Annotated in this window: 2 protein-coding genes and 1 tRNA gene; all 3 read left to right on the top strand. The window is 71.1% G+C overall.

The window, feature by feature from the left end:
• Positions 1-331: 331 nt before the first annotated feature.
• Positions 332-1,501, top strand: coding sequence for an alginate lyase family protein (locus G3I40_RS23845; RefSeq protein WP_239091912.1), 1,170 nt, complete (start codon positions 332-334; stop codon positions 1,499-1,501).
• Between the two features lie 57 nt (positions 1,502-1,558).
• Positions 1,559-1,632, top strand: a tRNA-Met gene (locus G3I40_RS23840).
• Between the two features lie 88 nt (positions 1,633-1,720).
• Positions 1,721-1,938, top strand: a 218-nt coding sequence (locus G3I40_RS23835; protein ID WP_164304160.1) for a hypothetical protein, incomplete at its 3' end; no start/stop codon positions are given.

Genomic DNA, 1,938 nt, shown 5'->3' with positions numbered 1-1,938 from the left:
CCTGGGGCGCGGACCGGCCGGGCGGGTGCCGGAGCGCGGGGTCCGCGCGAGGGTCCTCGGGCTCGCGCTGGTCGGCGGGGCCGTGACCGCGGGCAAGGGGCTGTGGGGCCTTAGCCGACCCCGCGCGGGAGTCCCGGAGGGCCCGTCAATTGGAGGCCCTTTAACGAATCTTGACGAACCGCCCGCTCCCGACCGGCGCAACAGATCCTGCGCCGACGGCCCGCACGGGTCAGGCTGCCAGTGACCGAACCGGAGGTGTTGCATGGCAGCGGGCCCGCGGACGCGACGTATGACGAGACGTGTCCTGCCAGGGATTCTTCTCCCCTTTGTGATGGCCGCCGCGGCGGCCTGCGGTACGTCCGCAGACCCGGCCGCGGACCTCGCGGTCCACCCCGACACCCGCCCCGCGGGAGCGCCCTTCGCGCACCCGGGAGTGCTGGTCGGCAAGGCGCAGCTGACGGCGGCCCGCGACCACGTCGCCCGCAAGGAAGAGCCGTGGCTGTCGGCGTACCAGAAGATGAGCGGCAGCAAGTACGCCGCCCTCGACTACAAGGCCAAGCCGTACGCCACCGTGGAGTGCCCGCCCGACACCCGCCCGGGGCAGGGCTGCGTGGAGGAGCGCGAGGACGCCATCGCCGCCTACACGCAGGCGCTGCTGTGGAACATCACCGGCAAGAAGGCCCACGCCGACAAGGCCGTGCAGATCATGGACGCCTGGTCGGGCACCGTGAAGCGGCACACCGAGGGCAACGCCGGGCTGCAGACCGCCTGGGCCGCCACCTCCTGGGCGAAGGCCGCCGAGCTGATGCAGTACACGTACGACGGCTGGGCGGACGGCGACGAGCTGAAGTTCCAGCGGATGCTGCGCGACGTGTACCTGCCCGAGGTGCAGTCCGGCTCCGCCGACTTCAACGGCAACTGGGACCTCCTCATGGCCGACGCGACGATGAGCATGGCCGTGTACCTCAACGACCAGGCCGCCTTCGACAAGGCCGTCGGGCACTTCCGCACCCGCGTGCCCGCGTACTTCTACCTCTCCTCCGACGGGCCGCTGCCGGTGAAGCCCGCGGGCAGCGACATCGACACCCCGGCCAAGCTGCAGACGTACTGGTTCGGGCAGAAGACGTTCAAGGACGGGCTCGCCCAGGAGACCTGCCGCAACTTCAAGCACGCCAGCTACTCCCTCGCCGCGACCTCCCACATCGCCGAGACCGCCTGGCACCAGGGGCTCGACCTGTACGGCGAGGTGAAGGACCGGCTCGCCGCCGCGCTGGAGTTCCACTCCAAGTACCAGCTGGGCGCCGCCGCCCCCGAGTGGCTGTGCGGCGGGAAGGTGCAGCGGGACATGGGGCCGGACACCGAGGTCGGCCTCAGCCACCTGCGGGGACGGCTGAAGATGAAGCTGCCCGAGACCGAGAAGCTGACCCGCGAGCAGCGGCCCGAAGGCACCGACGACCTGTTCGTCGCCTGGGAGACGCTCACCCACGCCCAGTCCGCCTGAGCCCTGCGGAACCGATTCGCTTTCGCTGCGCCCAATGGGTACTGTTGGGTTCACCGACGCGGGGTGGAGCAGCTCGGTAGCTCGCTGGGCTCATAACCCAGAGGTCGCAGGTTCAAATCCTGTCCCCGCTACTGAAGGCCGAGGCCGGAATCTTTCGAGATTCCGGCCTCGGTTTGTTTTTGATCACGGATAGCTACACACCGTAGGCTCGCCCGCACGATGAGTGACACGGGGCGCAGGGCGAGGCGGGGCGCGGCCCTCGCGCTGCTGCTCGCGCTGTGCGCGCTGTTCCTCTCCGGCAGTTGCCCCGACGGCTTCGACACCGCGGCCGCCGTCCACCACGGACGCCACGGCCACCACCACTGCACCCCCGCCGAGCCGCACGTCGCCGCCGCCCAGCCGGCCGACCGCGCGCACCCGGACGGGCCGGGCGGCGG

It is taken from the genome of Streptomyces sp. SID14478 (genome assembly GCF_010548525.1).
Taxonomy (GTDB): domain Bacteria; phylum Actinomycetota; class Actinomycetes; order Streptomycetales; family Streptomycetaceae; genus Streptomyces.
The sequence above is the reverse complement of the archived record's forward strand: the minus strand, read 5'-3'. Positions and strand labels throughout refer to the sequence as shown.